This window comes from Paraburkholderia denitrificans (assembly GCF_042655705.1).
Classification (GTDB): Bacteria; Pseudomonadota; Gammaproteobacteria; order Burkholderiales; family Burkholderiaceae; genus Paraburkholderia; species Paraburkholderia denitrificans.
The window spans coordinates 38,898-64,460 of sequence record NZ_JBHSMP010000030.1 but is presented as its reverse complement, the minus strand read 5'-3'; the positions used below and the strand labels follow the sequence as shown (position 1 = coordinate 64,460).

25 protein-coding genes and 1 pseudogene are annotated in these 25,563 nt (G+C 65.8%); 21 read left to right on the top strand and 5 right to left on the bottom strand.

Features of this window, described 5'->3' with window-relative positions:
• Positions 1-17 precede the first annotated feature (17 nt).
• The 13 genes and pseudogenes from ACFPTO_RS20735 to ACFPTO_RS20675 all read left to right on the top strand — a co-directional run bounded on the left by ACFPTO_RS20735 (position 18) and on the right by ACFPTO_RS20675 (position 11,654).
• Positions 18-638 carry a NapC/NirT family cytochrome c gene (locus ACFPTO_RS20735; protein ID WP_377714302.1) on the top strand — a complete coding sequence of 207 codons (621 nt, stop codon included), beginning with the start codon at positions 18-20 and terminating at the stop codon, positions 636-638.
• Positions 639-774: 136 nt separating this feature from the next.
• A pseudogene (locus tag ACFPTO_RS20730) lies at positions 775-1,131 on the top strand (helix-turn-helix domain-containing protein); the annotation flags it as partial.
• A gap of 343 nt (positions 1,132-1,474) precedes the next feature.
• Positions 1,475-2,023 carry a hypothetical protein gene (locus tag ACFPTO_RS20725; protein ID WP_377714300.1) on the top strand — a complete coding sequence of 183 codons (549 nt, stop codon included), beginning with the start codon at positions 1,475-1,477 and terminating at the stop codon, positions 2,021-2,023.
• Between the two features lie 165 nt (positions 2,024-2,188).
• Complete coding sequence (locus tag ACFPTO_RS20720; protein WP_296650633.1) at positions 2,189-2,392, top strand: heme exporter protein CcmD; 204 nt, start codon at positions 2,189-2,191, stop codon at positions 2,390-2,392.
• Positions 2,389-2,859, top strand: a complete 471-nt coding sequence (gene ccmE / locus ACFPTO_RS20715) for a cytochrome c maturation protein CcmE (protein WP_377714298.1) — start codon at positions 2,389-2,391, stop codon at positions 2,857-2,859. Before ACFPTO_RS20720 ends, ccmE begins: the two co-directional genes overlap by 4 nt.
• Entirely contained in the window at positions 2,856-4,832 is a 1,977-nt protein-coding gene (locus ACFPTO_RS20710; RefSeq protein ID WP_377714296.1) for a heme lyase CcmF/NrfE family subunit, read from the top strand. The genes ccmE and ACFPTO_RS20710 overlap by 4 nt, the downstream gene beginning before the upstream one ends.
• A 10-nt stretch (positions 4,833-4,842) precedes the next feature.
• Positions 4,843-5,415 carry a DsbE family thiol:disulfide interchange protein gene (locus ACFPTO_RS20705; protein WP_377714295.1) on the top strand — a complete coding sequence of 191 codons (573 nt, stop codon included), beginning with the start codon at positions 4,843-4,845 and terminating at the stop codon, positions 5,413-5,415.
• Entirely contained in the window at positions 5,412-5,957 is a 546-nt protein-coding gene (locus ACFPTO_RS20700; RefSeq protein ID WP_377714293.1) for a cytochrome c-type biogenesis protein, read from the top strand. Before ACFPTO_RS20705 ends, ACFPTO_RS20700 begins: the two co-directional genes overlap by 4 nt.
• Positions 5,954-6,649: a tetratricopeptide repeat protein gene (locus ACFPTO_RS20695; RefSeq protein WP_377714291.1), complete on the top strand. Its 696-nt coding sequence runs from the start codon at positions 5,954-5,956 to the stop codon at positions 6,647-6,649. Before ACFPTO_RS20700 ends, ACFPTO_RS20695 begins: the two co-directional genes overlap by 4 nt.
• A 35-nt stretch (positions 6,650-6,684) precedes the next feature.
• The gene (gene ccmA / locus ACFPTO_RS20690; RefSeq protein ID WP_377714290.1) at positions 6,685-7,311 is read left to right on the top strand and encodes a heme ABC exporter ATP-binding protein CcmA; all 627 of its coding nucleotides are present in this window, start codon (positions 6,685-6,687) and stop codon (positions 7,309-7,311) included.
• 53 nt (positions 7,312-7,364) lie between these two features.
• Complete coding sequence (locus ACFPTO_RS20685; RefSeq protein ID WP_377714288.1) at positions 7,365-8,084, top strand: heme exporter protein CcmB; 720 nt, start codon at positions 7,365-7,367, stop codon at positions 8,082-8,084.
• A 4-nt stretch (positions 8,085-8,088) separates the two neighbouring features.
• The gene (gene ccmC / locus ACFPTO_RS20680; protein WP_377714286.1) at positions 8,089-8,868 is read left to right on the top strand and encodes a heme ABC transporter permease CcmC; all 780 of its coding nucleotides are present in this window, start codon (positions 8,089-8,091) and stop codon (positions 8,866-8,868) included.
• Between the two features lie 407 nt (positions 8,869-9,275).
• The gene (locus ACFPTO_RS20675; protein WP_377714284.1) at positions 9,276-11,654 is read left to right on the top strand and encodes a bifunctional acetate--CoA ligase family protein/GNAT family N-acetyltransferase; all 2,379 of its coding nucleotides are present in this window, start codon (positions 9,276-9,278) and stop codon (positions 11,652-11,654) included.
• A gap of 66 nt (positions 11,655-11,720) precedes the next feature.
• Here the strand turns inward: ACFPTO_RS20675 and ACFPTO_RS20670 are convergent, their stop codons facing one another.
• Positions 11,721-12,263, bottom strand: coding sequence for a hypothetical protein (locus ACFPTO_RS20670; RefSeq protein WP_377714282.1), 543 nt, complete (start codon positions 12,261-12,263; stop codon positions 11,721-11,723).
• A 309-nt stretch (positions 12,264-12,572) separates the two neighbouring features.
• Between ACFPTO_RS20670 and ACFPTO_RS20665 the strand changes: the two genes are divergently transcribed.
• From ACFPTO_RS20665 to ACFPTO_RS20650, 4 genes are all read left to right on the top strand, one after another.
• On the top strand, positions 12,573-13,613 hold the full coding sequence (locus ACFPTO_RS20665; protein ID WP_377714280.1) for an aldo/keto reductase: 1,041 nt from the start codon (positions 12,573-12,575) through the stop codon (positions 13,611-13,613).
• Positions 13,614-13,644: 31 nt separating this feature from the next.
• Positions 13,645-14,475 (top strand): amidohydrolase family protein, encoded by an 831-nt coding sequence (locus tag ACFPTO_RS20660; protein ID WP_377714387.1) that lies wholly within the window; start codon positions 13,645-13,647, stop codon positions 14,473-14,475.
• Between the two features lie 98 nt (positions 14,476-14,573).
• Positions 14,574-15,317 carry an SDR family oxidoreductase gene (locus ACFPTO_RS20655; protein ID WP_377714278.1) on the top strand — a complete coding sequence of 248 codons (744 nt, stop codon included), beginning with the start codon at positions 14,574-14,576 and terminating at the stop codon, positions 15,315-15,317.
• A gap of 78 nt (positions 15,318-15,395) precedes the next feature.
• Positions 15,396-16,244: an ureidoglycolate lyase gene (locus ACFPTO_RS20650; protein WP_377714276.1), complete on the top strand. Its 849-nt coding sequence runs from the start codon at positions 15,396-15,398 to the stop codon at positions 16,242-16,244.
• Positions 16,245-16,350: 106 nt separating this feature from the next.
• On the opposite strand, the gene ACFPTO_RS20645 is transcribed toward ACFPTO_RS20650, so the two are convergent.
• Positions 16,351-16,794 (bottom strand): PaaI family thioesterase, encoded by a 444-nt coding sequence (locus ACFPTO_RS20645; protein ID WP_377714274.1) that lies wholly within the window; start codon positions 16,792-16,794, stop codon positions 16,351-16,353.
• Positions 16,795-17,106: 312 nt separating this feature from the next.
• On the opposite strand from ACFPTO_RS20645, the gene ACFPTO_RS20640 reads away from it, so the two are divergent.
• Positions 17,107-17,841 (top strand): Tar ligand binding domain-containing protein, encoded by a 735-nt coding sequence (locus ACFPTO_RS20640; protein WP_377714272.1) that lies wholly within the window; start codon positions 17,107-17,109, stop codon positions 17,839-17,841.
• Here the strand turns inward: ACFPTO_RS20640 and ACFPTO_RS20635 are convergent.
• On the bottom strand, positions 17,812-18,897 hold the full coding sequence (locus ACFPTO_RS20635) for an AGE family epimerase/isomerase (protein ID WP_377714270.1): 1,086 nt from the start codon (positions 18,895-18,897) through the stop codon (positions 17,812-17,814). The two genes, ACFPTO_RS20640 and ACFPTO_RS20635, sit on opposite strands and share 30 nt — an antisense overlap.
• Before the next feature lie 313 nt (positions 18,898-19,210).
• On the opposite strand from ACFPTO_RS20635, the gene ACFPTO_RS20630 reads away from it, so the two are divergent.
• Together ACFPTO_RS20630 and ACFPTO_RS20625 are read left to right on the top strand one after the other, a co-directional pair.
• On the top strand, positions 19,211-20,563 hold the full coding sequence (locus ACFPTO_RS20630) for a hypothetical protein (protein WP_377714268.1): 1,353 nt from the start codon (positions 19,211-19,213) through the stop codon (positions 20,561-20,563).
• A 186-nt stretch (positions 20,564-20,749) separates the two neighbouring features.
• Complete coding sequence (locus tag ACFPTO_RS20625; RefSeq protein ID WP_377714266.1) at positions 20,750-20,905, top strand: hypothetical protein; 156 nt, start codon at positions 20,750-20,752, stop codon at positions 20,903-20,905.
• 461 nt (positions 20,906-21,366) lie between these two features.
• Here ACFPTO_RS20625 and ACFPTO_RS20620 read toward each other — a convergent pair whose 3' ends face one another.
• Positions 21,367-22,275, bottom strand: coding sequence for a LysR family transcriptional regulator (locus ACFPTO_RS20620; RefSeq protein WP_377714264.1), 909 nt, complete (start codon positions 22,273-22,275; stop codon positions 21,367-21,369).
• A gap of 139 nt (positions 22,276-22,414) precedes the next feature.
• On the opposite strand from ACFPTO_RS20620, the gene metE reads away from it, so the two are divergent.
• Positions 22,415-24,703: a 5-methyltetrahydropteroyltriglutamate--homocysteine S-methyltransferase gene (gene metE, locus ACFPTO_RS20615; RefSeq protein ID WP_377714262.1), complete on the top strand. Its 2,289-nt coding sequence runs from the start codon at positions 22,415-22,417 to the stop codon at positions 24,701-24,703.
• Positions 24,704-24,867: 164 nt separating this feature from the next.
• On the opposite strand, the gene ACFPTO_RS20610 is transcribed toward metE, so the two are convergent.
• Positions 24,868-25,551, bottom strand: coding sequence for an anaerobic ribonucleoside-triphosphate reductase activating protein (locus ACFPTO_RS20610; protein ID WP_377714260.1), 684 nt, complete (start codon positions 25,549-25,551; stop codon positions 24,868-24,870).
• Positions 25,552-25,563: the final 12 nt, after the last annotated feature.

Below are 25,563 nucleotides of genomic sequence, written 5' to 3'. Positions count from 1 at the left end.
ACTACTCAGGAAGTATCATGAATGAGAAGACTCCAGGATCCGGGAAATCGCCCGGATTCCTGTGCAGGATGTGGCGCGTATTACGGCGCCCATCGGCGAAATGGTCCGCGCTAACACTGCTCCTGGTTGGCGTCGTCGCTGGCATCGTGTTTTGGAATGGGTTTGAAACAGCCCTGGATAAAACCGATCAGCTTGAATTCTGTATCAGCTGTCACGAAATGCGTGACGGTCCGTATCCAGAGTACAAGAAGACGATTCACTACCAGAACAAGTACGGTGTTCGTGCAGCATGTCCGGATTGCCACGTTCCTCATGCGCTTATGCCGTTGCTGTGGCGTAAGGTGCAAGCCAGCCAGGAAGTTTGGGGCAAGCTGACGGGCAAGATCGATACGCACGAGAAGTTCGAAACCAACCGTATGGAACTTGCCACCAAGGAGTGGGCACGCATGAAGGCGAACGGTTCTGCCGAATGCCAACGGTGCCACAACTGGGACGCGATGGACAAGGATGCGCAGGGCCAGACTCGCTACAACAAGCACATGCAGGCGAGGGCATCGGGTCAGACTTGTATCGATTGCCACAAGGGCATTGCGCACCACCTGCCCAAGGAGTATCACGACCCGGACGAGGACGAGTAATACAACCGGGTTTCAAACGCGATCTGGCGGCGATTTGTCGCTCAAACCTGAAGAGCGTTGTGATGATCGACGCACACGTTCTGAATAGCATGATGCGCTGGGGCAGGAAATCGCCGTTAGATTGCATTAGGTGACGATGTATCGCGAGACCGGCAATGCCGGTCTCGTTTGTACAGAATGCGGTATCTCGCGGCCGACACTGCGCAAGTGGCTGCGCCGTTATGACGAAGCCGGCGAGGATGGTCTCAAATCGCAAAACCGTCGCCCTCTCAACAGTCCAAAACGAAAAATTTCTGAAGCCGTTCGCACGGAAATTCTGCGATTGCGTGCCGAGCATAAAGGCGCACGGCGGATCCAGAATGAGCTGCGGTTTCACGATCATCAGAAGTTATCCCTTGCGACCATTCACAAGGTTCTACTTGAAGCGCGCATAAAGCCTTTGGTCCGGCCCCGTCGCCGTGCAAGGCCAAAGCGCTATAGCCGTCCATTTCCGGTCCGGTGCATACAAACCGGCCACGGTGCGGAATTCTTCGTTGAAACGGTGCTGCTCGCAAATGATATGGATAAAGCGTACGACCGGTTCAAAACACGAATTGGACGCGGCGAGGGCGACGCGAATGGTGCGTCGAAAAGACCATGCAAAACATTACTTTTTCGCACCTAAAATAGCATCGTTTACCTGAGCCGCGATTTCGAACCTGTCGTGCAAATGGCTCTTGAAAAAGCGAAGCGATGTGTGTGAATCGTGTGAATCAAGCACTCGTGAGCAGGATCAATTCTGCGGTATGGAGTGCCATCAAATGCATGGTAAGCTTTAAACGAATAGATAGCGCTTAATGATTGATGTCGAGTTAAATAACCTGCTGTATATGTCTGAATATTTTCTGGCAATTGATAGAGCAGGCTCGCATCAAGAAACTTTCGTGGCTGTCGGCACGATGTTCGAAGCAAATACGAAGACGGCGAAAGTTGTGGGGCGCGAAGTGAGTTTGTTCGACAATCCGGCGAAATCTGCTCAGGCCATTACCGTGATCGGTGCGGTGCCTTGCAATGTGGCAGACGCTCGAGTGCGTCGATATCACGCTGACCGGCACGCTGCTGGCGCTGCGGGTATTAGCAGACGTGGTGTGCTTCGAAGCGGGTCGCGCGCGTGCGCGACATTTGTACGCGCCTTGCACTTCAGACTTCCTGAAAGCCCGCGCGTCTTTCACGTTTTTCAGCCCCATTCAACACAGCGTTACCCGTCCACATGCCGTGCATTTAACTCGTGCATCGCAAGTGCCGGACACCGCGCGAAACAGGCCTCGGCGCAAGGCTGGCAAGGGTCTGGAAGCTGGGGGCAATTCACGCTTTTTGCACCTTGTTTTACAGGCATTTTGAAATGATGTGTCTAAATCGCGCACCCCTCTGCGGCACCCCTGATGAGGTCTCGAATTTGATCGTAATCATGGTAAGCTTCGGCCCAATCTCAATAAAACCGCGTGTTTAACGATGCCTGCAGGTTGCCATTACAACGGTGCGGCAGACATGCATCACATGGAAGGTCGGTGATGTCTGAATTTTTCCATCTGTGGTGGAGCGACTGGGCGTCGTTCCTCCGAATGGGACGCTACGGCGTTCATGTGTGGGGCAGCGTGGCGTCGGTGGTCGTTGCGCTCGCAGCAGAGCAACTGGCGTTGAAGCTTCGCGCGCGGCGCGCACAGCTCGGGGCGCACAACGCGGCCCTGGCCGCAACACAAGGAGAGTCGCCATGAGCGCGACCGTACTGACCCCGCGTCGCAAGCGCCTGCTGCTGATCCTGGTGGCCGCGGCGCTGCTGGTGGCCGCGGGCGTGTTCGTCAAGCAGGCCTTCCGCAGCAACCTCATGTTTTACGTGACGCCGAGCGACATCGCCTCGGGCAGCGCACACGCGAGCGAAACGCTGCGCGTGGGCGGCATGGTGCAGAAGGGCTCGCTGCAGCGCTCGTCGGGCGACGCGCTGGATGTGCGCTTCACGCTCATGGACGGCAAGAACAGCGTGCCGGTGATCTATCACGGCGTGCTGCCCGACCTGTTCGCCGAGGGCAAGGGCGCAATCGCGCAGGGCCGTCTCGACGGCAAGGGCGCGCTGGTGGCCACCGAGGTGCTGGCCAAGCACGACGAGAACTACACGCCGCCGAAGACGCACGTGGCGATGCAGGCCGCGCAGTCTACGCAGTCAGCAACGGGAGCCGCGCAATGACCGGTGAACTTGGACAGCTGCTGCTGATCCTCGCGGTGGTCGCGGCGGCGGTGCAGGCGTGGGGCGGTCTCGGCCCGCAGGCGCAGCCGCGGCTCGCGACGGTGGCCGCGCTGTGGCAGATCGGCGGCATTCTCGGCGCGATCGTGCTGCTCGCGGTGGCGTTCGTGAACGACGATTTCTCGATTCTCTATGTGGCGCAGAACAGCCACACCAGCCTGCCGGTGATCTACCGCATCGCGGCGGTGTGGGGCGGGCACGAGGGCTCGATGCTGCTGTGGATGGCGGCGCTCTCGCTCTGGAGCCTGGCGTCCATGTGGGGCCTGCGCCGGCATGACGCCAGCTACGCGTCGCGCGTGCTGGGCATGCTCGGGCTGGTGAGCCTGTGCATCGGCGCGTTCGTGCTGTTCACCTCGAACCCGTTCACCCGCCTGCTGCCCGCGCCCGATGAGGGCCAGAGTCTGAACCCGCTGCTGCAGGATCCGGGCATGGCGATGCATCCGCCGCTGCTGTACCTGGGCTATGTGGGCACCACCGTGCCGTTCGCGATGACGATGGCCGCGCTCTGGCGCGGCGCGCCCGCACTCTGGGTGCGCTGGGCACGTCCCTACACGGCGGCGGCGCTGGTGTTCCTGTCGCTGGGCATCGCGCTCGGTTCGTGGTGGGCGTACTACGTGCTGGGCTGGGGCGGCTGGTGGTTCTGGGATCCGGTGGAGAACGCCTCGCTGATGCCCTGGCTCGTGCTCGCGGCGCTGCTGCACGTGCAGGTCGCACGCGACCAGCACGGCCACTTCGCGTACTGGACGGCGGCGCTGGCCATCGGCGCGTTCGTGCTCTCGCTGCTGGGCACCTTCCTCGTGCGCTCGGGCGTGCTGATCTCGGTGCACGCGTTCACGACCGATCCGCGCCGCGGCATCGCGATGCTCGCGCTGATCGCGTTCGCGCTGCTGGGCAGCCTGGCGCTCGTGGCGCGCTACCGCGAGCGGCTGCAGCCGGTGCGCGTGCCGCGTGCGCCGGGCCTCGCCTCGCGCGAGACGGCGCTGGCGCTCAATAACCTGCTGCTGGTGGTGGCATGCGGGGTGGTGCTGCTGGGCACGCTGTATCCGCTGGTCATGGATGCGCTGCAGCTGGGCAAGATCTCGGTGGGCGTGCCGTATTTCGACGCGGTCATGATGCCGGTGCTGATGCCCGCGCTGCTGCTGCTGATCGTGTCGATCTGGCTGCGCTGGGGCAGGAATTCGGGCGGCGAGCTGCTGCGCCGGATGATGCCCACGCTGGTGGCGCTCGTGACTGGCGCGGTGGTGCTGCCGCTGCTGCTCGCGCGTGCGTACGGCATGGTGCACGTGCTGGTGGTGGTAGCGCTGCTGGGCGCGCTCGGCGTGGCGGTGAGCACGCTGCAGTGGGCGGTGCAGCGCGTGCGCGGCGGCGGCCTCGGGGCGTCGGGCCTGGGCATGGTGGTGTCGCACCTGGGCGTGGCGATCTTCGTGGTGGGCGTGGCGATGGTCAAGGGCTACGGCGTGGAGCACGACGTGAGCATGGCGCCGGGCGACACGCGCGCGCTGGCCGGCTGCACGGTGAGCTTCGACGGCATGGGCCAGGGACGCGGCCCGGACTACGACGCGCAGGTGGGACGCTTTACGCTGCGCTGTCCGTCGCAGGCGCCGCGCGCGCTCGTGAGCGAGAAGCGCACCTACATCGGCTCGCAGATGCCGCTGAGCCACAGCGCGATCGACTGGACCCTGACGCGCGACGTGTACGTGGCGCTGAGCACGCCGGTGGATGAGACCAGCGGCGCGTGGAGCGTGCGCGTGCAGTACAAGCCGTTCATGCGCTGGGTGTGGCTCGGTGTGCTGTGCATGGGCGCGGGTGCGCTCAGTGCGGCGCTGGCGCGCCGGCTACGCCGCACGGCGCCGCAGGGTGCGGCTGCTACCGCCGCTGCTGCTGCCCCGGTGCCGGAAACCCTTTCTTCTCTGTGAAGTTGCACGCATGAATATCCTGACCTCGCTGCGCCGCCACTGGATCCTGACGCTATCGGCGGTGGCGGCACTCGCGCTGCTGCTGCTGCTGGCCGTGGGGATGACGCGCGATCCGCGCGAACTGCCCTCGATGCTGATCGGCAAGCCGTGGCCGGACATGGCGCTGCCGCAGCTGGGCAGCACGGCCGCCGGTGGCGGCGCGATCGGCCCGGCGCAGCTGCGCGGCAAGCCGCGGCTGGTGAACCTGTGGGCGTCGTGGTGCAACGTGTGCGCCGACGAGCAGCCGGTGGTCATGGCGCTGGGCGACACGCTGCGCGCGCAGGGCCGCGGCGATCAGCTGATCGGGCTGAACTACAAGGACAGCGCGAAGGACGCGACGGCGTGGCTGCAGCAGCAGGGCAACCCGTTCGGGATGACGCTGGTGGATGCGGACGGGCGCATGGGCATCGAGCTGGGCGTGTACGGCGCGCCGGAGACGTTCCTGATCGACGCGAAGGGCGTGATCGTGTGGAAGCACGTGGGTGCGCTGACGCCGGACGTGATCGCCAACGAGGTGCTGCCGCGCCTGGGAGCGCACTCATGAAGCGCGCCGCCTGGATCCTGACTCTGGCGCTGCTCGCGCCGCTGGCGCAGGGCGCGCAGGCGCAGACTGCACAGACTGTTGCGCCTGCAACGGCCACGCAGACTGTTGCGCCTGCACAGGTCACGCAGGCTGCACCGGCCACGCAAACTGCACGGGCATTGCAGCCGGTAGATCCGGACCGCCTGTACCGGCTGACCAGCCAGTTGCGCTGCCTGGTGTGCCAGAACGAGTCGCTGGCCGATTCGGACGCCTCGCTGGCGGTGGACCTGAGGAATCTCGTGCGCGACCACATGGCCGCGGGCGAGAGCGATGCACAGATCAAGCAGTTTCTGGTGGCGCGCTACGGCAATTTCGTCATCTACCGTCCGCCCGTGACCGGCAGCACGCTGCTGCTGTGGCTGGGGCCGCTGCTGCTCGTGGGCATCGGCATCCTCGCGCTGTGGCGGGGCATGCGCGGCGGTGCGGTGGGTAGTGAGGCAGGCAGTGAAGCGGGTGAAGTGGATGACGCGGGGCAAAACAAACATAAGGAGTCAAGACAATGAACGGCAGCACCGGTATGTGGATCTTTGTGGTCCTGGCAGTGGTGATCGTGGGTGCGTTCGGTGCGAGCCTGTACTGGGCGGGCGGACGTCGTGGCGCGTCGCGCCGCCAGTCGGTGGTGCTGGCGATGTCGGTGCCGCTGGTGGTGGGCGGACTGTATGCGGTGCGTGGCGAGACGGCTGCGCTGGAGCAGGCCTCGCCGCATTCGCAGATGGGCGCGTCGGGGGCTTCGCAGCAGATGCATGACGGTGTCGACATGAACGCGGAGATCCAGCATCTGGCCGACCACCTGAAGCAGCATCCCGAAGACATGGACGGCTGGGTGCTGCTGGCGCGCTCGTACACGATGCTGGGCCGCTACCCGGATGCGGCAGCAGCCTACGAGCATGCGCAGCCGCGCGTGATGAAGGACAGCTCGCTGCTGACCGGCTGGATCGAGGCGCGCCTGATGAGCAACGACCACAGGTTCGATGCGCACACGCTCGATCTGGTCGACAGCGCAGCGAAGCTCGCGCCGGATGACACCAACGTGTTGCTGCTGCGCGCGCTGGCTGCAAACGAGCGGGGCGACAGGGCGGGCGCGAACAAGCTGGTGGACGAACTGCACAAGCGCTATCCGGCCGGCTCGCCGGACCGCCAGGACCTGGATGCGGCGCTCGCGAGGTGGATGCCGCAGGGCGCGGCCAAACAGTAATCACCTTCAAACCAAACCATCTTCAGACAGCAATCATGTTCAGCGTGACGGGCCTGGTAGGCGAGCGTAACGGCCTGCGGCTGTGGGGGCCGCTGGAGTTTGCGGTGGGCGCGGGCGAAGCGGTGCATCTGCGCGGCCCCAACGGCTGCGGCAAGACCACGCTGCTGCGCACGCTCGCGGGGCTGCGCCCGCCGCTGGCGGGGCGGGTGGAGCGCGGCGGGCGGGCGTGCTCGTTTCTGGGTCATCAGGACGGGCTGGCCGAGAACCTGCCGGCGCGCACCAACCTGGAGATGTTCGCGCAGCTGCATGGCGGCGGGGCCGAGGCGGTGCGCCGGGTGCCGGCGCTGATGGCGGAGCTGGGGGTGCCCGAGCGGGCGGTGCGGCATCTGTCGGCGGGCCAGCGGCGCAAGCTCGCGCTGGCGCGGCTGCGACTCACGGCACACCCGCTGCTGCTGCTCGACGAGCCGTTCGACGCGCTCGACGCGCAGGGCTGCGCGTGGCTCACGGCGCTGGCGCACGCGCATCTGCGCGGGGGCGGCGCGATCGTGCTGACCTCGCACCAGGCGCTGCCGGCGGAGTTCCCGGCGTGCCGGGTGCTGGATCTGAAGGGTGGTGCGAAGGGTGGTATGCAGGGCGGCGCCGTGCTGAGGGAGGTGGTGTGAGTGCACGACCGGAAACCGTGGCGGCCAGCCGGCCTGCCGCAGTGAGAGACGAAGTGGGCAGCAAGCACGACAGCGCCGCGCTGGGCGCAGAAAACGTACCGTGGAGCCGCGCGATCTATGCGGTGCTGCGGCGCGAATGGGCGCTGGTGATGGCGCGTCCGGTGGACCTGCTGGTGCAGGCGCTGTTCTTCATCACGGTGGCGAGCCTGCCTGCGCTGGGGGTGTCGCCCACGCCCGAGACGCTGGCGCTGCTGGCGCCGGGGGTGCTGTGGGTGGCGGTGCTGCTGTGCGTGCTGGTGGCGAGCTGGCGCTGCTTCCATGACGATCTGCGCAGCGGCTGGCTGGACCAGTGGGCGCTGTGCGGGGTGCCGCTGGTGCTGCTGGTGGCGGCGCGTCTCGCCGCGCAGTGGGTGGCGACGGTGGTGCCGGTGCTGCTGCTCGCGCCGGTGGCCGCGCTGCAGTACGGCCTGAGCGGCGCGGCGCTGGGGGTGCTGATGCTGGCGCTGCTGCCGGGCGTCGCGGTGCTGGTGATGCTGGTGGGGGTGGTGGCGGCGCTCTCGGCGGGGCTGCGCCAGGGCGGCATGCTGGTGATCGGACTGGTGCTGCCGCTGGCCGCGCCAGTGCTGGTGTTCGGAAGCCTGGCGGTGCATGCCGCGCAGCTGGGCGAACCTGCCGGGGCACATCTGGCTTTGCTGGCCGGTACGGCCTGCGCGATGCTGGCGTGCTGTCCGTGGCTTGCGGCCAGTGCGGTGCGCATTGGCATAGAGAGTTGAAGTCATGAACCTGTCGAGATACGTATTCTGGTTTGCGGCGCCGGCGCGGTTCCTGCCGCTGGCGCGCGCGCTGGTGGGTCCGCTGAGGGTCGTGGCGCTGGTGACGGCGGCCATCGGCCTGTACCTGGGCTTCGGGGTGGCGCCGGCCGACGCGGTGCAGGGCGACGCGTACCGCATCATCTACCTGCACGTGCCGGCGTCGTGGGTGGCGATGTTCGCCTACGCGCTGATGGCGTTCTGGAGCTTCGTGGGGCTGGTGTGGCGCACGCGCATGTCGCATCTGCTGGCGCACGCGCTCGCGCCGACGGGAGCGGTGTTCGCGGCGCTGTCGCTGGTGACGGGGATGCTGTGGGGCCAGCCGATGTGGGGCACGTGGTGGGCGTGGGATGCGCGGCTGACGTCCTCGTTGCTGCTGCTGCTGCTGTTCCTGGGGTACCTGGCGCTGCAGGGGGCGATTGACGATCCGCAGCGCGCGGACCGTGCGTGCGCGGTGCTGGCGCTGCTGGGGGCGCTGAACCTGCCGGTGATGTACTTCTCGGTGAGGTGGTGGAACACGCTGCACCAGGGAGCGACGATCCGCGCGAGCGGTGCGAGCATGGCGCCGGTGATGCTGTGGGCGATGCTGCTGTGCAGTGTGGCGGCGTGGGCGTGGGCGGCGACGACGACGCTGCGGCGCGCGCAGCTGCTGATCGCGGAGCGCGAGGCGCATACGCGCTGGCTGCGCGCGCTGCAGGACGAGGCGCCGGTCAGCGCGCCGACTGCGCTGCCGGTCGATCCCATTTGATGAAAATTTCCGGACCTGCGCGGCGATCGGCACGATCGGCACAATCCGCAGGTCTGGAACGACGCGATCGAGCCATTCGGTTTCGGTCGCGGTGAACACCGCGCGTTGCAGCGCCGGACAACCGCTCTGCTTGCCGATGGACCGCGAGACAGTCATCGACTGCTAGCGACGCTCCACGGTCATCGGACGCAGCTTCGCGTCACGAATCCCATCACAAATCGCGCCACAAATAACGACGCGATAGAGTCCTCTCTACCTCGCCTGGTCCCGCAAGCGCGCGTCATCGCCGCGCACACGATTGCGCGTCTTTCATACCCGCCACACCCTTGCGCGAAATCTGCGCGCCGTCGGGGCGATTAGCCTATCCTGACTCCGTATGCCATCCATCCGATGATTCAGGAGAATCTGTGACAGTACGCAACCTCGACGCGGTCTTCCAGCCGAAATCCGTCGCCGTGATCGGCGCTTCGCGGCGTCCCGACAGCATCGGCGAGATGGTGTGGCGGCGCGTGATCGAAGGCGGTTTCACCGGCCCGCTGTGGGCCGTCAATCCGCGCCACGCGAACGATTCGGAAAGCTTCGACGGCCGCCCCGTCCTGGCCGATGCAGGCGATCTGCCCACTGCGCCCACGGTCGCCGTGATCTGCACGCGGCCCTCCACATGGCCCGGGCTCGTGCATCGTCTTGGCGGCATGGGCACGCGCGCGGCGATCCTCATCGGCGAGGTGCGCAACGACGAAGACCGCGCCGACCTGCGCCACGCATTGGCCGCCGCGCGCCCGCATCTGTTGCGTATCGTCGGGCCGGGCAGCGTCGGCGTACTCACGCCCGCGCTCAACGCTCAACTCGGCGCGGCGGCGTCGCTCGCGCGGCCAGGCGGCGTGGCGTGGGTCTCGCAGTCGAATGCGCTCACCAACGCCGTGCTGCGCTGGGCCGATGCGCGAGGGCTCGGCTTTTCACATGTGATCACGCTCGGCGACGAAGCCGACGTCGATGCGGGCGACGTGCTCGACTACCTCGCAAGCGATCCTTCGACGCGCGCAATCCTGCTCGAACTCGATACCGTGCGTTCGGCGCGCAAGTTCATGTCGGCGGCACGTGCGGCTGCGCGCAACAAGCCGGTGCTCGTGTTGCGCAGTGGCCGCGACGATCCGGGCGATGCGCTCTATTCCGCCGCGTTCCGGCGCGCCGGCATGGTGCGCGTGGATACGCTCGACGACCTGCTCGACGAAATCGAAACGCTCGGCGTGGGCCGCGTCGCTGCGAGCGACACGGCGACGCTCATCACGAGCGACCGCGGTGTTGCGATACTCGCGCGCGACTCGTTCAACGCGGCGGGCGACACGCTCGCGGCCTGGACCGATGAGGCGTACGCGGCGATGCAGAAGGCGCTGCCGCAGGTGCAGGCGGGTAATCCGCTGGTGCTCGGCGAAACGGCGAAGCCCGAGCATTTCGGGCTCGCGCTCGACACGCTCGGGCCGCATCCGAAGACGGGCACGGTGTTCGTTGTGCACGCACCGACGCACAGCGCGCCGGTCGAGGCCGTGGCGCGCACGCTCATCGAGCATCACCGCGTGGCGTATCGCGGGGTGCTCGCGTGCTTCTTCGGCGGCGTCGACGCCGCCACGCGCGACGCGCTGCACGCGCACGGCATCCCTGTGCATACGACGCCACGACGGCTCGCGCGCGCATTCGCGCGTCTGGTTGACTACCGGCTTGCCCGCGAACTGCTGATGCAGACGCCCGAAGGCACGCCCGCGCAGCGCGCGGACGCGATCGAGGCGGCGCAGGCGCAGGCGCGCGCGGCGCTGGCCGCGGGGCAGTCTGAACTCGATGGCGAGGCGGCGGCGAGTTTGTTGGGGCTGTTCGGCTTGCGGACCTGGACGCCGGGACAAAGCGGCACGCTGGATTCGCTGCCGCCCGTGGTCGACGTGAAGGTGGAGTTTCGCGACGACGAAAACTTCGGCCCGGTTTTTTACTTCGTTGCGCCGTCAATGGACGGCATTTCGCCGCCGTTGCGCGTCTACGGGCTGCCGCCGCTCAATCCGGTCCTGGGGCGCGACATCGTCACGCAGTCGCCGCACGCGCAGCGCGTGAACTCGCCCGAGCCGACGCTCACCGCGCTCACCGAGCTGTCGCAGGTGACGTGCGACGTTCGCGAGATCGTCGGCATGGACTTGACGCTGCGGGTGTTGCCTGCGGAAACACTGGTCGTGGCGCCGCGCCTGCGGCTTGCCGCGACGCGCAGCCGCTTCGCGATCATGCCGTATCCGCGCCGCCTGGAAGAGACGCTGGACTGGTGCGGCGAGCGTCTCACGATCCGGCCGATCCGCCCCGAAGACGAGGAGCAGCACCGCGCGCTGATCGAATCGATGACACCCGACGATTTGCGTCTGCGATTCTTTTCGGCGGTCCGCAGTTTCGACCATTCACAGCTTGCGCGCATGACGCAGATCGACTACGACCGCGAGATGGCGCTTATTGCGACCGTCAAAGACGAGCACGGCAAGCCGCGCACGCTCGGCGTGGTGCGTGCCGTTTCCGATCCGGACAACGAAACCGCGGAATTCGCGGTGACGGTGCTCTCGAACATCAAGGGCCACGGTTTGGGACGCATGTTGATGGAGCGGATCATCGCGTACGCACGCTCGCGCGGCACGCACTGGCTCCTCGGCGAGGCGCTGCGCGAGAACACGCCGATGATCGGCCTTGCGCGCGCCTGCGGCTTCACGGTGACGCCGACCGAAGATCCCGGTGTAGTAGGCTTTCGCATGCCGCTGGATTGATGCAATGCGCCGCGCCTGCGGCCTGGTTCGAAGGGATGAAACCAGGCGGCAGGCGGCGTGCGTGCGTCAGGCGGCGAGCTTCGCGAGTGCGTCGTCCACCTGGCCGCGCGTGAGCGAGAGTTCTTCGAGCCAGACCTGCGCGTATTGCACGCCGGTTTCCTTTTCGAGCCGTGCGATGGTCGCCGCGCAGCGCGTGGCGTCCTTCGGCGTCGCGATGAAGGCCTTGACCGATTGCCCGCCCTGGAACGCCTCGAACAGCGGCTCGCGGATTTCCACGGGCAGCGCGCGCGTCCACTGATGCGTCTTGCCGTTGAACGTGAGCGAGGGCGGCAGCACGCGCTCTTTTTTCGTGGCCGGAATCAGGCCGAAATTGCGTGCGGCTTCGGCGATCTGCTCCGGCGAGAACAGTTCGTCTGGCGTGATTTCGAATTGCGTGATCGCCTCTTCGGCTGTCTTCATCGCGCTCGCGCGGTCGTCGCGCTTCTTCTGCGCGCGCGCAACGATGTCACGCAGTTCGTCGGCCTCGTCGTTCGTGATCGTGAAGCTCGCCTGCTTTTGTTGCAGCTCGGAAAAACGCTGGAATTCCTGGTCGTTCAGAAGTTTCGCCATGAGGTGTACGTGCGCGGCTGCCGCTTGTCCCTAGAAGTCCCGAGAATTGGACACGGCGCGCCGGAAATTTGGAGGGACGCCATTCTATCGTTTTGTGCGTGCACGTTCCAGTCAAAAAAACCGCAACGCGACGAGGTTGAAGCGGCTCGTGTGGGGCCTGAACACGGATGCGGCGCTGCCTGTCTCGACCGGATGAGATGACATGTTCTGGACTCCAATCGACTTCAAACCATTGGTCGAGATTGCCCCGCATTGACGCGCGCCGTACATGGCGTAATCTGTCGCGAACACTCACCGGGAGACACGCGCATGGTGCAGGAGCGACATCCGCAGGTGGCGCACAGGCGGCGCATCGGACGCACGGCGCTTGAAGCGACCGCACTCGGCCTCGGCACCGCGCCGCTCGGCGGCCTGTATCGCGATCTCTCCGAAGACGAGGCGCAGGCCACCGTCGATGCCGCCTGGGAAGCCGGCATGCGCTTCTTCGATACTGCACCGCACTATGGCCATACGAAAGCGGAGCATCGTCTCGGCGCGGCGCTCAGGCGCTATCCGCGCAACGAGTACGTGCTTTCGACCAAAGTGGGCCGCCGCTTCGTGCCGCGCGTGCATGCCTACGACGGCAGCGAAGGCTGGCAGAACCCCCTGCCGTTCGAGGCCATCTACGACTACACCTATGGCGGCATCCTGCGCTCGTTCGAGGACAGCCAGCAGCGCCTTGGCATCGTGGACATCGACATTGCGCTCGTGCACGACATCGGCCGCTATACGCACGGCGAGCGTCACGCGCACTACTGGCAGCAATTGACCGATGGCGGCGGATTCCTTGCGCTCGATGAATTGCGCGCGGCGGGCGTTATTAAAGCCGTGGGCCTCGGCGTGAACGAGCGCGAAGTGATTCTCGACGCGATGCGCGAATTCGACATCGACTGCGCGTTGCTCGCGGGCCGCTATACGTTGCTTGAGCAAGCACCGCTCGACGATTTGCTGCCCGCCTGCGTCGAGCGTAACGTGAGCATTCTGCTCGGCGGTGCGTTCAATTCGGGGATTCTCGCGCACGGATTGCAGGGCGAGCGCAAGTTCAACTACGCCGATGCACCGGCTGAGGTAATCGAACGCGTCGCACGGCTCGATGCCGTGTGCGCGACGTTCGGCGTGTCGCTCGCCGCCGCCGCGCTGCAGTTTCCGTATGCGCATCCCGCGCTCGCAACGGTGCTCAACGGCGCGCGCAGCGTGGCCGAAGTACGCGAGAACGTCGCGTCGTTCGAAACGCCTATCCCCGCCGATCTGTGGATCGCGCTGCGCGAACAGGGCCTCATCGATTCGCGCGCACCGCTGCCCGCGTGCTGACATGACGACATCTGGCACGCGCGCCACGGCGGTGCAAATTGACGCGCACCAGCACTACTGGGATCCGTCGCGCGGCGACTACGGCTGGCTCACCCCCGCCATGCCCGCTCTGTACCGCACCTTCGCTCCCGCCGATCTGGCGCCGTTGCGCGCGCGTTGCGGCGTGACGCGCACGGTAGTCGTGCAGGCTGCGCCGACGGTCGAGGAGACTCGCTATCTGCTTGCTCTCGCACGCAACGATGCCTCGATTGCGGGTGTGGTGGGCTGGGTGCCGCTCGACGATCGGGACGCACCGGATCTCATCGCCGATCTCGCACGCGAGCCGAAATTCCGCGGCGTGCGCCCGATGCTGCAGGACCTGCCCGACGACGACTGGATCGCCACTGCCGACACGTCGCGCGCAATTGAGGCGCTGATCGCGCACGACCTCGCATTCGACGCGCTGATTTTCACGCGCCACGCTCCTGCACTCGAAATGTTTCTCGCGCAACATCCCGCACTGCGCGTGGTTATCGACCACAGCGCGAAGCCGCCGCTCCGCGACGGCAACGCGGGCTGGTCCGCATGGTCGGATGCGCTCGCGCGCCTCGCGCGCTATCCGCAGGTGTGCTGCAAGCTCTCGGGCCTCGCGACCGAAGCCGCGCCGGGCTGGGGCGACGCCACGCTGCGCCCGTGGATCGCACAGGTGCTGGCCGCTTTCGGCCCGCAGCGTGTGATGTGGGGCAGCGACTGGCCGGTGTTGAACCTCAACGGCGACTATGACCGCTGGCATGCGTGCGCGCAGCGTCTGCTCGCGCCGCTCACGGACGCCGAGCGCGATGCGGTGTTCGGTGGGAACGCGGCGGCGTTTTATCGATTGTGAGTGCGTGCGGCCAGCGACACGAAGCATTCATCCCCTGAACGCGGCCGCTTGAGACTGCTTGAGGCTGCTTGAGGTGGCGATTCCAACCGGAGTGACAGATGGCACCAAGACTGGCGGGCAAGACGGCTTTGATTACGGCGGCGGGGCAGGGCATCGGCTTTGCGACCGCCGAACTGTTCGCACGCGAAGGTGCGCGCGTGATTGCCACCGATATCCGGCTCGATGCGCTCGCGTCGCTGCCCGTTGAAGCGCGGCGTCTCGACGTGCGCGACCCGCAGGCCATCGCTGCGCTCGCGCGCGAACTCGGCGCCGTCGACGTGCTGTTCAACTGTGCGGGCTTCGTGCACGCAGGCTCGATTCTCGAAGCGAGCGAAGAGGACTGGGACTTTGCGTTCGACCTGAACGCGAAGGCCATGTACCGGATGATCCGCGCGTTCCTGCCCGCGATGCTCGAAGCGGGGCGCGGCTCGATCATCAATATGTCGTCGGCGGCGTCGAGCGTGAAGGGCGTGCCCAACCGCTGCGTGTACGGTGCGTCGAAAGCGGCTGTGATAGGGTTGACGAAGTCGGTCGCCGCCGATTTCGTCACGGGCGGCATCCGCTGCAATGCGATCTGTCCGGGCACGGTGGCGTCGCCCTCGCTTGAAGAACGCATCGCCGCGCAAGCTTCCGAACAGGGCACGAGCGCCGACGCGACGCGCGCCGCTTTTGTCGCGCGCCAGCCGATGGGGCGCATCGGCAAGCCGGAGGAGATTGCCGCGCTCGCACTTTATCTCGCCTCGGACGAATCGTCGTTCACGACCGGCCAGGCCCATGTGATAGACGGCGGCTGGGCGAACTGAGCATAGGGGCGGCGCAGCGCCTCGCATCGCCTGGACAGCACGGAAGAGCACCGAAGAGAACCGGAGGAAAGACACGCAATGAAACTGCTTCGCTACGGGCCGAAAGGCCATGAGAAACCCGGCATGCTCGACGCCGAAGGCCGCATTCGCTCGCTCGTGGGCGCGGTGTCCGATATCGCGGGTGACGTGCTGTCCGACGCGGGCCTCGCGCAATTGCGCTCGATCGATCCCGGGACGCTGCACATCGTTGGCGACAATCCGCGTATCGGCGCGTGCGTGGGCCATGTCGGCAAGATGGTGTGCATCGGCCTGAACTATGCGGATCACGCCGCCGAAGCAGGCATGCCCGTGCCGCCCGAGCCGGTGGTGTTCAACAAGTGGACCAGCGCGATCGTCGGCCCGAACGACGACATTGAAATTCCGCGCGGCTCGAAGAAGACCGACTGGGAGGTCGAGCTGGGCGTGGTGATCGGCAGGCACGCGAAGTACGTGGATGAGGCGTACGCGCTCGATTACGTGGCGGGCTACTGCATCGTCAACGACGTTTCAGAGCGCGAATGGCAGATCGAGCGCGCCGGGCAGTGGGACAAGGGCAAGGGCTTCGATACCTTCGGCCCGACCGGCCCGTGGCTCGTCACGCGCGACGAAGTGCCCGATCCGCAGAACCTCGGCTTGTGGCTCGAAGTGGACGGCCATCGTTATCAGAACGGCAACACGCGCACGATGATCTTCCCGGTGGCGAAGCTCGTGTCGTATCTGTCGCAGTGCATGAGCCTGCAGCCGGGCGACGTGATCTCCACCGGCACGCCGCCGGGCGTCGGCATGGGCATCAAGCCGTCGCCGGTGTTCCTGAAGCCTGGGCAGACCGTGCGTCTCGGCATCGAGGGGCTCGGCGAGCAAACCCAGCGCACGCGCGCCGCCGAATAAGCGTGCATCGCAAACGCCGCGATTCGTCATCACTCGCGGGGCCGCTCACCACGAGAACCCCGCGAACCCTGCGTTTTCCACGTTTCCCGCACGGCGTTTGAGCGGCTCAGCCGGCGGGCTCCGGCTCGCCGCGCGTGGCCGGCTCGGACAGCCGGTTCACCGTCCCCTGCGCGAGCGCGACGAGGCGCTCGTCTCCGTTCTCGATCACGAACACGCTGCATTGGCAGGTGGCCTGCTGGCGTCCCGCGTAGACCACCTTCGCGCGAGCCAGCAACGTGCCGTTCAGCGCCGGGCGCAAATAATTGATCTTGTATTCGCCCGTCACGACGCGCGGCCCGAGTGCGAGCGCGCCCGCGAAAGTCAGCGCGTTGTCGGCGAGGTAGCTGATCACGCCGCCATGAACGAAGCCATGCTGCTGCCTCAGCTCGTCGCGTACCGGCAGCCGCAGCGTCAGGTCGTCTGCCCCGATGTGCGTCAGTTCGGTGCCGAGCAGCACGCTGAACGGCTGTGCGTGCAACGCACCGCGCGCACGATCCACAAGATCAGTCATCGTCGGATTCCTCGGCGGGGCCCACGCCCGCATGGTTTCCTAACCACTCTAGGAAGTGCTTCGCTGCGGCGCAAGGTGAATCGAACGGCGCGGTTATGCGCTGCCGATGAAAATCGCCGGAAGGTTGGGTACACCGTTTCCGCGACGGCCTGGTGCGCTGGTTTGGTGCATCGCGGCCTGTGCTTCAGACCGCGCTTTGGGCCGTTTTGTCGCTCAAGAAAACGTTTGCGCAGCCGTAACACAGATTGGCTGCGAGCGGTCACACGCTTCGCTCCACACGATTTCCCGTTCTCCGTCCCGAGGTGTTCAAAGATGTCCGGCAAGCTCAAGGCCGCAGCCAGCCTGTTGTGTGCGCTCTTCCTGTTCTGTGTGCCGCCGCTCGTGGCACAAGGACCGGCTTTCTGCGCATGCGCACACACGCGCGACGACGTGGACGATCTTGCGCGCGTCGCGCAGCACCAGGCCAGCGCGGCTGACGAAACTACCCGGCACCTCGAAGATGCACGCAGCAATCTGGCGCGCGCAGGCACGCGCATGGCCGGTGGCGACGCCGCCCCGCGCGATGTCATCGAGCACGCCCGCGAGGAACTCGCGGCTGCCGACCGCTCATTCGCCGCGCTGGTGGACGTGCCGCCCGCCGATGAGGCCGACCGCGCCCACGTCGCGGCGCTTGCGCGGCGCTATCAGGTCTTGCGCCGTGCGCTGGGCGCACTGGTTCAGGATCTGGACGCGCATGATCTCCGGGCATTTTTCGATCAGCCGACGCAGTCGTACCTGGACGCCTGGGTCGCCGAATTGCGGGGGTTCGCGCAGTTCAGCGCGGCGGCGAGCCGCGATGCGTCCGGGTTGAACGGTTGGCGAGATTGGCGCGACTGGCGCACTGCGATTCACGCGCGCATGACGTTCCTGCGCACGGCGGGCACGTTTTTCCTCATGGCGTTAGTCACGCTCGCGGGCTTCGCGATGAGCCTCACGCCGCGCGCAAGGGCGCCGTACTGCGCATGCCGCGTCCGCGGTTCAGACCGGCAACGCGAGATAAGCCGATAGCAGGTGATAAGGCGTCGTCGACGGCATGTCGGCGCGCGCGACGTCGCCGGACGCGCTCCGGCATTCCACCCACCCTTGCGGCGTGAGGAAGCGTTCTGCGAAGCGGCCGATCTGCGCGGGTAACGTGGCGTTCACATCGGCATCGCCGTGCGTCGCGATGGCGCGCAGATACTCGGTTTGCGCCCAGATGCGCTGCGTCGCGTCGATAACCCGGCCCTGTTCGTCGAGCGCTGCCGCCACGGCGCCGCTCGCCCTGTCCACGCTGTGCGTGACGGCGAAGCGGAACGCGCGCATGAGCGCCTCGGCGAGCCCCGACGCACCCAGTCGCTCCGACGCGCACGATGCAAGCCAGAACCATTCGAATTGATGGCCGGGTTCGAGCCGGTTGTCTGCCGCGCCGACCGGCAACTCGGCGATACAGCCCGTCGGCTCATGCAGGAAGGTCCGCGCGACGGCCTCGACGAGCCGCGTGAGCGCTGTATCGAAAGCGGCGTCGCCGGTGGCTTCGCGGGCGGCGAGCCAGGCTTCGGTGAGATGCATCAGCGGATTTTGCAGCGGCGTGCCGGTGACAGCGGCAAACGGCGCGTCTAGCGACGCATTGAAGAGACCGTTCCCGGCGTCGAAGCGGTCGACGATCAGCGCGGAGGTCGAGCGGGCAATGTCGAGTGCTGCGTTGACGCCGAAGCGCTGACCGTAGACCGAGCATGCGAACACGACGAAGGCGTGCGTGTAGAGGTCCTTGGTGGTGTCGAGCGGCGCGCCGTGCGGATCGACGCTGTAGAACCAGCCGCCGCGCGCGCGGTCGTGGAAATAGTGTTGCAGCGTTTCGAACAGCGTGTGCGCGTGTGCGGCGTCGCCCGCCTGCGTGAACACGAACAACTGGCGGGCGCATGCCATCGCGCGGTAGCGGACAACCGGCAGCGGCGCGGCGCCCGCTGCGTCGAGCGCTTCGTAGGGCAGGCGCAGTGCGGCGTTGAAGCCCGGGCCGCGCCACTGCGGCAAGACGATGCGTTCGAAGTGATCGCGCAGCCCTGCTGCGCCTGGGAATGCGTTCATGAGTGGGGCGTTCGGCACGCGGGTGCACGGCTTGAAGGCGACGCTCGCGATTGTACGCTGCGCCATGCGCCGCAAGCGGGCGTCTGCAGCACGCGCGCGTGGGATGTACCCGATATCGGCCGTGGATTAAGACGCAATTCGCGGCCAAGGATTTCCGCGAAAATGGCGAGCAGGATTGGCCCACACGCGACGTGTGTACGGCGCTGCCCCCGCTTGCGGCCATGCGACAATGGCGGCTCGAATAAAAAACACGAGGATGTTGCGCGACGGACCGGACCAGCCGTCGCGCGGCGCCAGGCGCCTCGAATCCCTCATGGCAGAAAACGCAGATACCGCATCCCTGAGCTCCGCACGTGAGGCGCGTTGTGCGCCGTCGAAGCGACGTCGGCCATCGTCCATCCCCTCCGATTCCGCGCACCAGCCCGCACGCGAGGCTCAGCCGCCCGCGCAGCCGGGCGAGTCGCAGCGCGACGAGAACACACTCGATCTTTTTTCCGGCGATCCGGCGCATTCGCCCGCTCAGACGGTGGAGACCGGACGCCACCGGGGCAAGTCGAGCCGTGTGAAGCGGTTGCAGCCGGTGCGATCGGTGGACGAGGCGGGCGAGGCCGCGCAGCCTGCCGAGGCGCTCCCTGTGGCTGCTGTCGAAGAGAAGGTTGAGGTGTCACGCACGATTGCGCGGACGGAAGGCGTGGCGGCCGCCGAGGAGCGTTCGCCGTCTGGAGAGGGAGGCGAGGGCGTGCCGGGTGAGCTTGCCGTAGCGTCGCAGTCCGCGGAGTCGTTGCCTGCCGACGGCAAACCTGGCGACGAACGCGCGGCAGAAGTGGTTGCTCCAGCAACGGATGTGGCGCGAGGCGTTGTCACCGTCGAGAGCGATGTTGCCGCTGTGGCGAACGTGCCGGAGGCTGTCCCGGCCCAGGTAGAGGCGCCCGTTGCGGAACCGATGTTGCCGGGCCAGGTACTCGCGCAGATGCGTACGGCCCGTGCCACGGCGGCGCAGCGGCCAAAGGGCGGCTGGACGGCGGCACAAGCGGTGGTTGCCGATGCCGCAACTGCAACCACTACCGCTACCACCAGCGACACGCCCGGCTCCGGCGCGAACGAGGCTGCTGTACCGGGGCACAAGCCGCACGCCGAAACCTCACCGGGCAGCAGTCGTAAAGCATCCGAGACCCGCAACGCCACCGCGACTGTCGCGCGCGTGGCTGCGGCAACCGTACCAGCAACCGCCGACACAGCCCGTGCGGTGCGACCCGAACCGGACCATGCGCGGGCCACGGCATCCCCGAACACCGTCGATGCGCTCGATGGCCTGATCGCCAGCCAGCGCCGTGCGTCTGCGGATCTGTCGCGCCGGATGCGGTGGATGCTCGGCGCGGCGGTGGTCGCGCTGGTGGTCACCGTGGCCGCCGCTATCGCACAGACGGTCATGCTCTCGCGCGTTGCTGCGGACGCCCGCGCCCAGCAGCAGCGCCTCACTCAGATGATGGAGGAGCAGCAAGCGGCGTTCGCTGCCGCGCTGGCGCGACTACCGGCGCAGCCCGCTGAAGCATCCGCCGCGCAGGCCGTCCCGCAAAGCGTCGCCCGTCCCGCTGCGCCCAGTGCCACACACCGCACCCGACGTGCGGCGGCGCACGGCCACCGTGCACACCCCGTGAGCCGATAAACGCATTTCGACCCCAGTTGGAAGACGATGGTGCGCTGCATTGATGCGGCGCACCATGAGCACTTGCGCCCTGTGGCAGGCCGCCGCAGTTTTTTTGCTGCGCCGCACTAGCAGTCTGTCAGGGAAAACCCTATAATGGCCTTGTCTTAGGGAAAACCCTGATCGTTCAACTAACCGGGAGTCGCCATGAGCTTTGTCCTTGCACTGTTTGAAAAGGTGAGCGATCTCTTCGCCTCGCCGTATCTGCCGATGGATTCGGATTATTCGTACGAAGCACGGTCACGCGAAGCAGAGCGCATCCGCCGCTCGCACTACCTGCCGTTCGGCGTACCGCGCGGCTAAGTCGCACGAGCAAGCACAAGCGCGCAAAAGGGCGGTTCGAGGCGGTGCAAGCCACTTGCTTCACAGCACCGGATTCGTCCGCCAAACAAATTTGAAGTCCGCCAAACAGGGCCGGCTCTCGACAGAGAGCCGGCCCTGTTTGCATGGGTGCGCTCGCGCGGCCACGACAAGGACGACGCACAGTTCGCGCGCGTGAAGGCTGCGCGATACCAGCGACCACAAGCGACCGTAAGCGACCGTAAGCGACCGTAAGCGACCGTAAGCGACCGTAAGCGACCACAAGCGGCGCAAGACGCACGGCAAAAGCGCGGCAAAAGCGCCGCACTGCACAAATCTGTCAGTGCCCCAAAAAAGTGTTCTGCATCAGCGGTCTGGCGGGGATGTGCCCAGGTTGTCCACATCCCTGTCCACGAAAATTGTGGATAAGTGCGCTGTGGAAAAGTGCGGTGCACAACGAGGTTTCAGCGCCGCATGCGGGACGCCTGCCAGTTCGACTCCCGCGCGAACTGGACGAACGATCTCAGATAATCGACCGCGCCATCTGCCTCACGCGTACCGAGAAAGATCTGCTTCGCGATGCCTTCCTTGCCGAGTTTCACGATGGCGAGCGGCATGCGGTCGGCGTATTCCTCGGCGAGCCAGCGGGGCAGGGCGGCCACGCCGCGATGGCTGGCCACCATCTGCAACATGATGTCGGTCGTTTCGATCGTCTTGTGACGGCGCGGCACGATGCTCGCCGGGCGCAGAAACTGGTTGTAGATATCGAGCCGGTCCGTTTCCACGGGATACGTGATGAGCGTCTCGTCGACAAGCTGCTCGGGCTTCACGTAGCGCACGTTGGCAAGCCGATGGCCTTCCGCCACGACCAGCACCTGCTCGTAGTCGAACACGGGCTCGAAACGCAGGCCCGGACGATTGAGCGGATCGGGCGTGACGAGCACGTCGACGTCATAGCCGAACAGCGCGCCAATGCCGCCGAACTGAAAGCGCTGCTTCACATCGACGTCGACATCGGGCCAGCGCGCGAGATACGGCGACACCACCTTGAGCAGCCACTGATAGCACGGATGGCATTCCATGCCGATGCGCAGCGTGCCGCGCTCGCCGGCGGCATATTGCTTCATGCGTTCCTCGGCGAGCTCGAACTGCGGCAGGAGCCGTTCGGCCAGCGAGAGCAGATACTGGCCCGCCTGCGTGGGGCGCAGGCTGCGGCCTTCGCGGTCCCAGATGGGCGTGCCGAGCTGCTGCTCGATTTTCTTGACCGTATGGCTCAGCGCGGATTGCGTGAGAAAGAGCGTGCTGGCGGCCGCCGTAAGCGATCCCTGGCGCGCGACTTCGCGGACGATGACGAGATGAATGCGTTCGAGCATGGCAACCGATGATGAACTCTCGAATGAATAAAACTAATGGATAAATGAAATAATGCCATTTTATTTCATTAACCGATACCTCTATCATCGCAGCCACTCCGCTTTGTTTTCAGTACTTTTCCTACGGATGGCAGCGCACATGGTCACTACACATAATCTCGGCTTTCCGCGCATCGGCGCAAAACGCGAACTCAAGTTCGGCCTCGAACGCTACTGGAAGGCCGAATCCTCGCGCGACGAACTGAAGGCGCTCGGCGCCGATCTGCGCGCGCGCAACTGGGCGAGCCAGGCATCGCTCGATCTCGTGCCCGTGGGCGACTTCTCGTTCTACGACCAGGTGCTGGACATGAGCTTCATGCTCGGCAACCTGCCGGAGCGCGTGCAGGGCTTTCACGGCGACAAGCTCGACAATTACTTCCGCGTGGCGCGCGGGCGTTCGGCCCAGGGCGCCGAAGAGCACGCCGCATGCTGCGGCGGCGTGGCAGCGGGCGAAATGACGAAGTGGTTCGACACCAACTACCACTACATCGTCCCCGAATTCACGGCCGATACGCAGTTCAACCTCGATACGTCCCATCTGCTCGAACAACTGCGCGAAGCGCGTGCGCAGGGAGTGAAAGCGAAGCCCGTCATCATCGGGCCGCTGACCTACCTGTGGCTCGGCAAGGCCAAGGACGATTCGGACAAGCTCGCGCTGCTGCCGCGCATCATGCCGGTGTACCGCGCGCTGCTCGACTATTGCCGCGTGATGGATGTCGAGTGGGTGCAGATCGACGAGCCGATTCTCGTGACCGAACTCGATGCTGCGTGGCGCGCGGCGTTCGCGACCGCGTATGAAGGCTTCGAGGAGCGCAGCGTCAAGCTGCTGCTCACGACGTATTTCGGCCCGCTCAAGGAGAATCTCGACCTCGCGTGCGCGTTGCCGGTCGACGGTCTGCATATTGACGGGATCAATGCATGCGAAGAAGTCGCGCTCGCCGCGCGCAAGCTGCCCGAGCAGAGCGTGCTGTCGGTTGGCGCGATCAATGGCCGCAACATCTGGAAGACGGACCTGACGGCGACGCTCGAATGGCTCGAACCGCTCGCGAAGCAGCTCGGCGAGCGGCTCTGGATTGCGCCGTCGTGCTCGCTGCTGCACGTGCCGGTCGACCTCGCGAGCGAAGAGAAACTCGATCCGGAAATCCGCTCGTGGCTCGCGTTCGCGTTGCAAAAGCTCGACGAAGTGAAGCTGCTGGCCACCGCGCTCAATGAAGGCCGCAACAAGATCGCTGCGGAACTCGCCGCAAATGAAGCCGCCATCGCGGCGCGCCGCAACTCGCCGCGCGTGAACAACCCGGCGGTGAAGGCAGCGCTTGCGCGCATCGACGCGAAACTCGGCCATCGTCAGAACGGCTACGCCGAGCGCGCAGCGAAACAAGCCGCGCTCCTCAAGCTGCCCGCATACCCGACCACGACGATCGGCTCGTTCCCGCAGACGGCGGAAATCCGCCAGGCGCGCAGCCAGTTCAAGAGCGGCGCGCTCGATCACGCGGGCTACCAGGTCGCGATGCGTGCCGAAATCGAGCGCAGCGTGCGCGAGCAGGAAAAGCTGGGCCTCGATGTGCTCGTGCACGGTGAAGCCGAGCGTAACGACATGGTCGAATACTTCGGCGAACAACTGGACGGCTACGCGTTCAGCCAGTTCGGCTGGGTGCAGTCGTACGGTTCGCGCTGCGTGAAGCCGCCAATTCTGTTCGGCGACATCAGCCGTCCGAAGGCGATGACGGTCGAGTGGATCACCTACGCGCAGTCGCTCACGAGCCGGCCGATGAAGGGCATGCTGACCGGGCCGGTGACGATCCTGAACTGGTCCTTCGTGCGCGACGACCAGCCGCGTTCGGTGTCGTGCTACCAGCTTGCGCTTGCGATCCGCGAGGAAGTGCTCGACCTCGAAAAGGCCGGCGTGCGCGTGGTTCAGATCGACGAGGCCGCGCTGCGCGAAGGGCTGCCGCTGCGCCGCGCGCAGTGGGCCGAGTATCTGGGCTGGGCCGTGGAATCGTTCCGTATCGCCGCGAACGGCGTGCAGGACGAAACGCAGATCCACACCCACATGTGCTATTCGGAGTTCAACGACATCATCGCCTCGATCGCCGACATGGATGCGGACGTCATCACGATCGAGACCTCGCGCTCCGATATGGAACTGCTCGACGCGTTCGACAATTTCCGCTATCCGAATGAAATCGGGCCGGGCGTGTACGACATCCACTCGCCGAACATCCCGAGCGACGCGCATATCGTGCAACTGATGCAGAAGGCCGCCGAGCGCATTCCGGCGCAGCGTCTGTGGGTGAATCCGGATTGCGGTCTGAAGACGCGTCAGTGGGCCGAGGTGATTCCGGCGCTTACCAATATGGTCGCCGCCGCGAAGACGTTGCGTGCGCAATAAGCGCGGCTAGCTTCCAGGCTGGCATCTGCCGCACACGCGACGGATGCGGCGTATGAGTTATTGATGTCCCGAGCCAGTCTCGGGACATTTGCTTTTAGGGCAACGCAAACGGGCCGCGATGACATCGCGGCCCGCTTAAACTCCGGATAAACATCGGTGCGGTTTTATCCGCGGCGAAGCGTAAAGGTGGGAAACAGCGCTTCAACCTGCGCCACGACGTCGTTGCCAGGGTAGCCCGCCAACGACGCGGCATTCAAGCCGTTGTCATTGCATCCGTTGGTGCGGAAGATCTGGAGCGCGTACTGCTTCACGTTCATCGCCGACAACGTCTGCGCAAGGCGCAATATTTCGTCTTCGGGCAGCAGCTCGGGATGCAACGTGGTGCGGCATTCGTAATCCATCCCGCTCGCCAGCACGGCTTCGAGGCTCGCGCGTGCGCGATTGCCGCTGCCCGGTTTCTTCGTGATGCGCGGGTAGTTGTCGAAGGTTGCCTTGATATCGATGCCGACCCAGTCCAGTAACGGCAAGACCTCTTTGATCCGCTGCGGATGCGTGCCTGCGGTATGCATGCCGACCTTGAACCCGAGCTGCCTGACTTCGCGGATGGCACGGCCAAGCGAAGGATCGGTTGCCGGTTCGCCGCCGCTGAATACGACGCCGTCGATCAAACCCACCCGGCGCTTGAGCAGGTCCATGACGCTGTCCCACTGAACCGCGCCCTGGCGGGTTCGCGGCTGCAAATGCGGGTTATGGCAATAGCCGCAGCGCCAGGGGCAGCCCTGCACGAATACGACTGCGGCAAGCTGGCCGGGGTAGTCGGTCGCGGTGAACGGCACAACCCCGCCCACGCGGAGCGGGCG

Coding starts and splice junctions, on each gene's coding strand:
- ACFPTO_RS20705 (WP_377714295.1), top strand. CDS start 4,843: ATGAATATCCTGACCTCGCTGCGCCGCCACTGGATCCTGACGCTATCG.
- ACFPTO_RS20665 (WP_377714280.1), top strand. CDS start 12,573: ATGGTGCAGGAGCGACATCCGCAGGTGGCGCACAGGCGGCGCATCGGA.
- ACFPTO_RS20640 (WP_377714272.1), top strand. CDS start 17,107: ATGTCCGGCAAGCTCAAGGCCGCAGCCAGCCTGTTGTGTGCGCTCTTC.
- ACFPTO_RS20650 (WP_377714276.1), top strand. CDS start 15,396: ATGAAACTGCTTCGCTACGGGCCGAAAGGCCATGAGAAACCCGGCATG.
- ACFPTO_RS20625 (WP_377714266.1), top strand. CDS start 20,750: ATGAGCTTTGTCCTTGCACTGTTTGAAAAGGTGAGCGATCTCTTCGCC.
- ACFPTO_RS20655 (WP_377714278.1), top strand. CDS start 14,574: ATGGCACCAAGACTGGCGGGCAAGACGGCTTTGATTACGGCGGCGGGG.
- ACFPTO_RS20620 (WP_377714264.1), bottom strand. CDS start 22,275: ATGCTCGAACGCATTCATCTCGTCATCGTCCGCGAAGTCGCGCGCCAG.
- ACFPTO_RS20645 (WP_377714274.1), bottom strand. CDS start 16,794: ATGACTGATCTTGTGGATCGTGCGCGCGGTGCGTTGCACGCACAGCCG.
- ACFPTO_RS20720 (WP_296650633.1), top strand. CDS start 2,189: ATGTCTGAATTTTTCCATCTGTGGTGGAGCGACTGGGCGTCGTTCCTC.
- ACFPTO_RS20710 (WP_377714296.1), top strand. CDS start 2,856: ATGACCGGTGAACTTGGACAGCTGCTGCTGATCCTCGCGGTGGTCGCG.
- metE (WP_377714262.1), top strand. CDS start 22,415: ATGGTCACTACACATAATCTCGGCTTTCCGCGCATCGGCGCAAAACGC.
- ACFPTO_RS20635 (WP_377714270.1), bottom strand. CDS start 18,897: ATGAACGCATTCCCAGGCGCAGCAGGGCTGCGCGATCACTTCGAACGC.
- ACFPTO_RS20725 (WP_377714300.1), top strand. CDS start 1,475: ATGATTGATGTCGAGTTAAATAACCTGCTGTATATGTCTGAATATTTT.
- ACFPTO_RS20700 (WP_377714293.1), top strand. CDS start 5,412: ATGAAGCGCGCCGCCTGGATCCTGACTCTGGCGCTGCTCGCGCCGCTG.
- ACFPTO_RS20670 (WP_377714282.1), bottom strand. CDS start 12,263: ATGGCGAAACTTCTGAACGACCAGGAATTCCAGCGTTTTTCCGAGCTG.
- ccmC (WP_377714286.1), top strand. CDS start 8,089: ATGAACCTGTCGAGATACGTATTCTGGTTTGCGGCGCCGGCGCGGTTC.
- ccmA (WP_377714290.1), top strand. CDS start 6,685: ATGTTCAGCGTGACGGGCCTGGTAGGCGAGCGTAACGGCCTGCGGCTG.
- ACFPTO_RS20735 (WP_377714302.1), top strand. CDS start 18: ATGAATGAGAAGACTCCAGGATCCGGGAAATCGCCCGGATTCCTGTGC.
- ccmE (WP_377714298.1), top strand. CDS start 2,389: ATGAGCGCGACCGTACTGACCCCGCGTCGCAAGCGCCTGCTGCTGATC.
- ACFPTO_RS20695 (WP_377714291.1), top strand. CDS start 5,954: ATGAACGGCAGCACCGGTATGTGGATCTTTGTGGTCCTGGCAGTGGTG.
- ACFPTO_RS20630 (WP_377714268.1), top strand. CDS start 19,211: ATGGCAGAAAACGCAGATACCGCATCCCTGAGCTCCGCACGTGAGGCG.